1 protein-coding gene is annotated in these 7,761 nt (G+C 65.5%); it reads left to right on the top strand.

The genetic code is table 11. The features are described from left to right. Positions 1-7,761 (top strand): non-ribosomal peptide synthetase (locus MOV74_RS25630; RefSeq protein ID WP_246929105.1); only part of this gene is annotated, 7,761 nt, incomplete at both ends.

Below are 7,761 nucleotides of genomic sequence, written 5' to 3'. Positions count from 1 at the left end.
CCCGAGACACCCCTGGCGACCGCCGCGCATGTCGCGCCACGCTCCGCGGCAGAGACGGTGCTCGCCGCGATCTGGGCCGAGCTGCTCGGCCAGCCTGTCATCGGTGTCGAGGACAATTTCTTCGAGCTTGGCGGCGATTCCATCATCTCGCTGCAATTGGTCGGTCGCGCCCGCCAGGCGGGCCTGCTGATCGAGCCACGTGACGTTTTCCGACATCAGACCTTGCAGGATCTGGCGCGGGTGGCGCGGAGCGAAAGCAGGGCGGAAGATGTCGCCCCTGAGGGCGATATCGAGGGCCGCGAGCATCCGCTGCTGCCGATCCAGTTGCGGTTCTTCGGCGAAGACGCAGGGGACCGCCATCACTGGAACCAGGCCGTTCTGTTGATGCCGAAGTCACGGCTCGACTGGAAACTTGTCGAACGCACGGTCGCCGCTCTCGTAGCTCATCACGCGGCCTTGCGCCTGCGCTTTGAGGACATGGATGGCGTCTGGCGCGCGACCTATGGCGCAATGCCGCCAACGTCGGAGCTGCTGCGGATTCGCAGCGACGTCCGCGATGCCGCCGAAGTCACGGAGGTCGCCTCGTCGGCCCAGGCCAGCCTGTCGCTGGCCGGACCGCTGCTGCGCGTCGTCGGTATGGACCTTGTGGACGGCAGCCAGCGGCTTCTGGTGGTGGTGCATCATCTCGTCATCGATGGCATGTCGTGGCGCGTGCTGCTCGAGGATTTTGCGACGGCGTACGATCAGCTCCGCCAAGATGCGGCTTCCGCGCTGGCGCGGAGCGAGCCCTATGCATCCTGGGGCGCGCGGCTGCAGGCCTATGCCGGTACCGATGAGCTGGCGGCCGAGTTCGGCTATTGGCTCGAACGAGAATCGCATGGCGAGTTTCCCTGCGACGATGATCATGGTGGGATCGACCGGGTTGCCGACGCCGAGGAAATCCTGCTGGCTTTCGACGTGGGTCTGACCTCGCGGCTTCTGAAGGAGGCGCCCTCCGCCTACCGCACCCGGGTCAATGATCTCCTGCTGGCAGCGCTTGCACGAGCGGTCTCGCGCTGGGGTGGAGTTGAGGATGTCGTCGTCGAGCTCGAAGGGCATGGCCGCGAAGACATCTTCGCAGGCATGGACGTGTCCCGCACCATTGGCTGGTTCACCACGGCTTTTCCGGTGCGCCTGCCAGGCGGCTCCGGTGACGACGCTGCCCTGGTCAAATCCGTCAAGGAGGAGCTTCGGGCCGTTCCGAATCGCGGCCTGGGTTACGGCGTCCTGCGTCATCTCGGCACCGAGGCGCAGCGCAGTGCGCTGGATGCACTTCCCGAGCCGCGCATCGTCTTCAACTATCTCGGCCAGTTCGATTCCAGCATGGGAGAGAGCGCGCCGTTCCGGCTCGCGCCCGAGAGCTCCGGACCGATGCGCAGCGACAGCGCGCCGCTTGGCCGCTGGGTGAGCATCAACGGCCAGGTCGGCGAAGGACAATTGCGGCTGTCGTTCAGTTATGGCCGCAGGCGTTACCGGCGGGCAACGATCGAACGTCTCGCGGAGCATTATGCTGCGGCCTTGCGCGAGCTCGTCGAGCATTGCACGGGTGGTGCCCGCGGCGTGACGCCGTCGGACTTCGCGTTGTCGCACTTGAAGAAAGCTGATCTCGACGTGCTGGTCGCGGCGATCGACTGCCGTGAGATCGAGGATATCTATCCGCTGTCCCCGATGCAGCAGGGCATGCTGTTCCATGCTCTGCGTGATGGCGAGAGCGGCAATTACGTCAACCAGATCGGCCTGGAGGTCCGCGGCCTCGATGCCGGCAGGCTGCGCGCAGCCTGGAACGAGGTCAGCGCGCGGCACGCGGTGTTGCGAACCGGATTTGCGTGGCGCGAACTGTCGGGGGCGGCGCAGCAGGTGGTCTATCGCTCTGCGCATTTGCCATTTGAGGAAGAAGACTGGCGCGCGCGGGCGGCCGCCATCGACGACGAAGATCTCCGGGCCGCGCTGGCAGGCGTCTCGCAAGCCGAGCGCGCCAGAGCATTCGACTTGTCGCAAGCGCCATTGCAGCGGGTGCGATTGATCCGGCTCGATGACGCACGCCACTGGCTGATCTGGACGCACCACCATATCCTGCTCGACGGCTGGAGCGCGGCGCGTCTGATGGCCGAGATCTTGCAATACGAACGCGGCGAGCGCTTGCCGGTCGTGAGGGGCCGCTATCGCGACTACATCGAGTGGCTGCAAAAGCAGGACCGCGATGCGGCGGCCTCGTTCTGGGGCACCGCGCTAGCGGAACTGGAGGAGCCCGGTTTCCTCGCGGATACGCTGGGAGGACCGGCAACCAACGATGCATCCGGCCATGGCTCGCTGGATCTGCTTCTCACTGCCGATCTGACGGCAAGCCTACGAGCGTTTGGCAGGCGCGAGCGCGTCACGCTGAACACGCTGGTGCAAGGTGCCTGGGCGCAGCTGCTGCGCCGTCACACCGGCCAGCGCGCGGTCTGTTTCGGCGCGACGGTATCGGGCCGGCCGGCCGAGATCAGCGAGGCCGAGGACATGGTCGGCCTGTTCATCAACACGCTGCCCGTCATCGATCAGGCAAACCCGGAAACCGAAGTGGGAGCATGGCTGCGCGACCTCCAGGCGCGCAACATGGATTTGCGCGATCACGGCTGGATGCCGCTCTATGAAATTCAGCGTCTTGCCGGCCGCTCCGGGCGCGCGCTGTTCGATAATATCCTCGTGTTCGAGAACTACCCGATCGATCAGGCGCTGCGGGACGAGGGCGAAAGCGGACGCCGGTTCGGCCGGGTCGAGCAGGTCTCGATCACCAATTATGCGTTGACGGTGGCGGTGTTCGCCAAGTCCGACGGCATCAATCTGGGCTTTCGCTACGACCGCGGCCGCTTCGATGACAATCAAATAAGATATCTGCAAACCTCGCTGTCGCGGCTGCTGGCCGGGATCGTGGCGGACGCATCTCGGCCGCTTGGCGCGCTCGAGGGCCTCGATGCTGACGAGACGCAGAAGATCCTCGGCTGGAGTGGCAGTGTCGAGGTGGCGCCGGCGTCTGGCGACAGCATCGTCGCGCAGATCGAAGCCCGTGCCGCGGCCTCGCCATCTTCCATCGCGGTGATTTTTGGCGACCGGCAGATCAGCTATGGCGAGCTGAACGCGCGCGCCAATCGCCTGGCATGGCGGTTGCGAGACCACGGGATCGGTCGCGACCACCTGGTCAGCTTAGCGCTCGAGCGGAGTGTCGAGCTGATCGTCGGAGTCCTGGCCGTGCTGAAGGCCGGCGGCGCCTATTTGCCGCTCGATCCCGACTATCCGTCCGATCGCCTCCTTCACATGCTGCGCGACAGCGGAACAGCGCTGTTGCTGACCCAAGAAGGGCTGCTGTCGCATCTGGCGTCGGTGATCGCGGATGCGGGCGCTGAAGCCTGGATCATCGGCGGGGAGGGCGCATCCATCGACGAGCCCGCCGGCAATCTCGATGCGGCGCTCCATCCGGATAGCCTGGCCTACGTGATGTACACCTCGGGGTCGACCGGCGTGCCGAAAGGCGTGGCCTGCTCGCATCGCGCGCTCGCGGCGCGGCTTGGCTGGATGCAGGCTGAATATCGCCTCGATCCCGGCGAGACCTTGCTGCACAAAACGCCGTTCAGCTTCGATGTCTCGGTGTGGGAAATTTTGTGGCCGCTTGCGACCGGCGCGCGGCTTGCGATCGCAGCTCCGGGGGTGCATCGCGAACCGCATCGTCTGGTGGACGCCGTCATCGCCCATGACGTGACCACGCTGCACTTCGTGCCACAGATGCTCGAGCATTTCGTGGCCGAACCCGGCGCAGCACGCTGCACCTCGCTCAAGCGCCTGTTTGCCGGCGGCGAGGCGCTGTCGCTTGAATTGATGACGCGCGTGCTCGCGGCGTTTCCCGATGTGCGGTTCGACAATCGCTACGGTCCGACCGAAGCCCTGATCAACGCCACCTACTGGAATTGTCGCGACGAGGGTGCGGCGCGCGTGCCGATCGGACGACCCATTCCCGGCGTGACGATTCGCATCCTCGACGCCGATCTGAACATGGTTCCGGCGGGCGTAACCGGCGAGCTGTTCATAGGCGGGGCAGGTTTGGCGCGGGGCTACTGGCGGCGAGAAAAACTGACGGCGGAGCGCTTCATTCCAGATCCATTCGGCGAGGCCGGCGAGAGGCTCTATCGGTCGGGAGATCTGGCACGCTGGCGCTCGGATGGTGCGATCGACTATGTCGGGCGCGCGGATCATCAGATCAAGATTCGCGGCTTCCGCATCGAGCTCGGCGAGATCGAGGCGCGACTGCTCGAGCAGCCAGGCGTTCGCTCTGCGGTCGTGGTGGCGCGAGAGGTCGGAGCCGGCCGCCAGCTCGTTGGTTACGTCAGCGGCCCCGGCGATCAGGAGGAGGCAGCCCTGCGGGCGGCGCTGTCGACCGTCTTGCCCGATTACATGGTGCCGCCGAGAATCGCGGTGCTGGAGCGGCTGCCTTTGATGCCGAGCGGCAAGGTGGATCGCCATGCGCTGCCGACGCCCGACCTAGCCCATGGCAATGCGGACCATCAAGCGCCACGCACGCCGTCCGAGATGGCCCTTGCGGCGATCTGGGCCGAGCTGCTCGGCCGGCCGGTCGTTGGCCTCGCCGACAATTTCTTCGAGCTCGGCGGCGATTCGATCATCTCGCTCCAGATGGTGAGCCGCGCGCGGCGCGCCGGATATTTGATCGAACCCCGCGACGTGTTTCAGCACCAGACGCTGGAATCGCTGGCGCTCGCGGCACGGACCGAGCAGCGCAGCGGGACGCTGGCTGATCAGGGGCAGGTCAATGGTCCGCATCCGCTCTTGCCCGTTCAGTCCCGCTTCTTTGCGGAAGACACGGGAAATCGCGATTACTGGAACCAGGCGGTGCTGTTGCAGTCGAGAGATCGCCTCGACTGGGACGTGATGCGGCGCGCACTCGCCGCCGTGGTCGATCATCATGACGCGCTCCGCCTCCGCTTCGAGGAGAGTCAGGGGAGCTGGCATGCCGAGCACGGCGCTGCTCCGGCCGTGGACGCGCTGCTCTGGGTCCGCCGCGCGGCGGACCGTGATGCCGTGACGGCGCTGGCATCTTCGGCGCAGGCAAGCCTGTCGATCTCCAGCGGGGTGCTGTTGCGGGCCGTCGGCGTCAACGTCGCCGATGGCAGCCAGCGGTTTCTGATCGTGATCCACCATCTGGTGGTCGATGGCGTGTCATGGCGCATTCTGCTGGAGGACATCGCGGCGGCCTACACGCAGCTTGCGAAGGGCGACGCCACGATCGCGCTTCCGCCGAAGAGCCACGCTTACGCGCTGTGGGGACAGCGCTTGCAGGCCTATGCGACATCGCCTGAACTGGCGGCGGAACTGTCGTACTGGACCGGCCGCGGCACGAATGCGGATATTCCCTGCGACGATGATCATGCTGGCATCGATCGTATCGCTGATGCCGATGAGGTCATGCTGTCGTTCGAGAGCGAATGGACTCAGCGGCTGCTGACGGATGCGCCCTCGGCCTATCGCACGCAGATCAATGATCTTCTTCTTGCCGGCCTCGCACGCGCCGTCTGGCGGTGGAGTGGGCAAGACGACGTTCTCGTTGAGCTGGAGGGGCATGGCCGCGAGCACTTGTCTGGCGATCTCGACCTCTCGCGCACGGTCGGCTGGTTCACGACGGCCTTTCCTGTAGGGCTGGCCGGCGGTTCGCAAGATTGCTCGCTCCTGATCAAGACCGTGAAGGAGGAGCTTCGCGGCATTCCCGGCCGCGGGCTGGGTCACGGCGTATTGCGCCATCTTGGCTCCGAGGAGCAGCGCATGGCGCTGTCGCTTATTGGCGAGCCGAAGATTGCCTTCAATTATCTCGGCCAGATCGACAGCGGTAACGACGAGGCGGCGCTGTTCACGATGGCCGCGGAAAGCGCTGGCCCGTCTCGCGATGCATCGGGCCCGCTACGACGCTGGCTGAGCGTGAACGGCACGGTGCGCGATGGCCGGTTGCGGCTGTCGTTCGGCTTCGGCCGCAAGCGCTATCGGCGCGAGACGGTCGAGCGACTGGCCGCGTTGTACGAGGCTGCATTGCGTGAGCTGGTCGATCACTGTACCGGCGGCGCCTGCGGCCTGACGCCATCCGACGTGGCTTTGTCGGGGCTCGGTCAGGCCGAGCTCGACAGGCTTGCGCTCGATTGGCGCGAGATCGAGGACATCTATCCATTGTCGCCGATGCAGCAGGGCATGTTGTTCCATGCGATGCATGACGGCGATAGCGGGCTCTACGTCAATCAGGTCGCAGCGGAGATCCACGGCCTCGATGCCGGAGAACTGCGCCGCGCCTGGCAGGCGGCCAGTGATCGCCATGCGGTGCTGCGGACCGGATTTGTCTGGCGAGACCTGTCCGGAGCGCCGCAACAGGTCGTCTATCGGCGGGCCGAAGTGCCCTTTATCGAGGATGATTGGCGGGCGCGAAGTGTGGCTTGGGACCAAGCGCAACTGGATGCGGCGCTGGCCGACGTCTCGCGGCAGGAGCAGGCCGCCGGGTTCGATCTGTCACGGCCGCCCTTGCAGCGGGTCCGGCTGATCCGGCTCGGCGAAGACCGGCATTGGCTGATCTGGACGCATCATCACATCCTGCTCGACGGGTGGAGTTCGGCGCGGCTGATCGCCGAGGTGATGCAGCATAACGGCGACGGGCCTCTGCCGGCATTGCAGCACCGTTACCGCGACTACATCGCGTGGCTGAACAGCCGCGACAGCGAAGCATCGGCGGCGTTTTGGCGCGATGCGACGGCTGGGCTGGTCGAGCCGAGTTTCTTAGCGAAAGGCTTGATCGAACGGACGGACGCGCAATCGTCCGGCCACGGTATGCTTGCGCTGGAGTTGGATCCTGCCCTGACCGCAAGGTTGCAGGCATTTGCGGCGCGTGAGCGGATCACGATGAATACGCTGGTGCAAGCGGCATGGGCGCAGTTGCTGCGACAGCATACTGGGCAGGGAACGGTTTGCTTCGGTGTCACCGTGTCGGGCAGGCCGCCTGAACTCGCTGGTGCTGAAGAGATGGTCGGCCTGTTCATCAACACGTTGCCGGTCATTGACAGCGTCAACCCGCAGGAGAAAGTCGGAGCATGGCTGCGCGCGTTGCAGGATCGCAATCTGGTCTTGCGCGAATTCGGCTCGACGCCGCTCTATGAGATCCAGCGGCTGGCGGGGCGTCCCGGGCGGCCGCTATTTGACAGCATCCTGGTATTCGAGAATTATCCGGTTGACCACGCGCTGATCGGGACGAACCGGCGGATCCAGGCAGGCAAGACGCGGATCGTCGAGACCAGTAATTATCCGCTGTTCGCAAGCGTCGGCGTCGATGAGCGTCTGCGCCTCGTCTTCAACTATCAGCGCAACCATTTCGACGAGGCGCAGGTCGCGCGGCTACAGCGAGCCTTTGTACGGCTGATCGAAGCACTGAGCATCGATGCCGATCGACCGGTCGGCATGATTGCGGCCCGCGATCCCGCGGATGTCGTCCTGCTCGCACGGGCGAACGACACGCGCCGAGATGAGCCGGGCAATGGAATCGTCGCGCAGTTTGAGGCACAGGTCCGGAGGTCACCCGAAGCAATCGCGCTGGTGTTCGGCGAGACGGAGCTGAGTTACGCCGCGCTCAACGCGCGTGCCAACCGGCTGGCGCGGCGATTGCGGGACCGCAGCGTCGGGACCGATATCGTGGTCGGGCTGGCGCTC

The organism is Bradyrhizobium sp. SHOUNA76, from assembly GCF_023006445.1.
Taxonomy (GTDB): Bacteria; Pseudomonadota; Alphaproteobacteria; order Rhizobiales; family Xanthobacteraceae; genus Bradyrhizobium.
The sequence above is the reverse complement of the archived record's forward strand: the minus strand, read 5'-3'. Positions and strand labels throughout refer to the sequence as shown.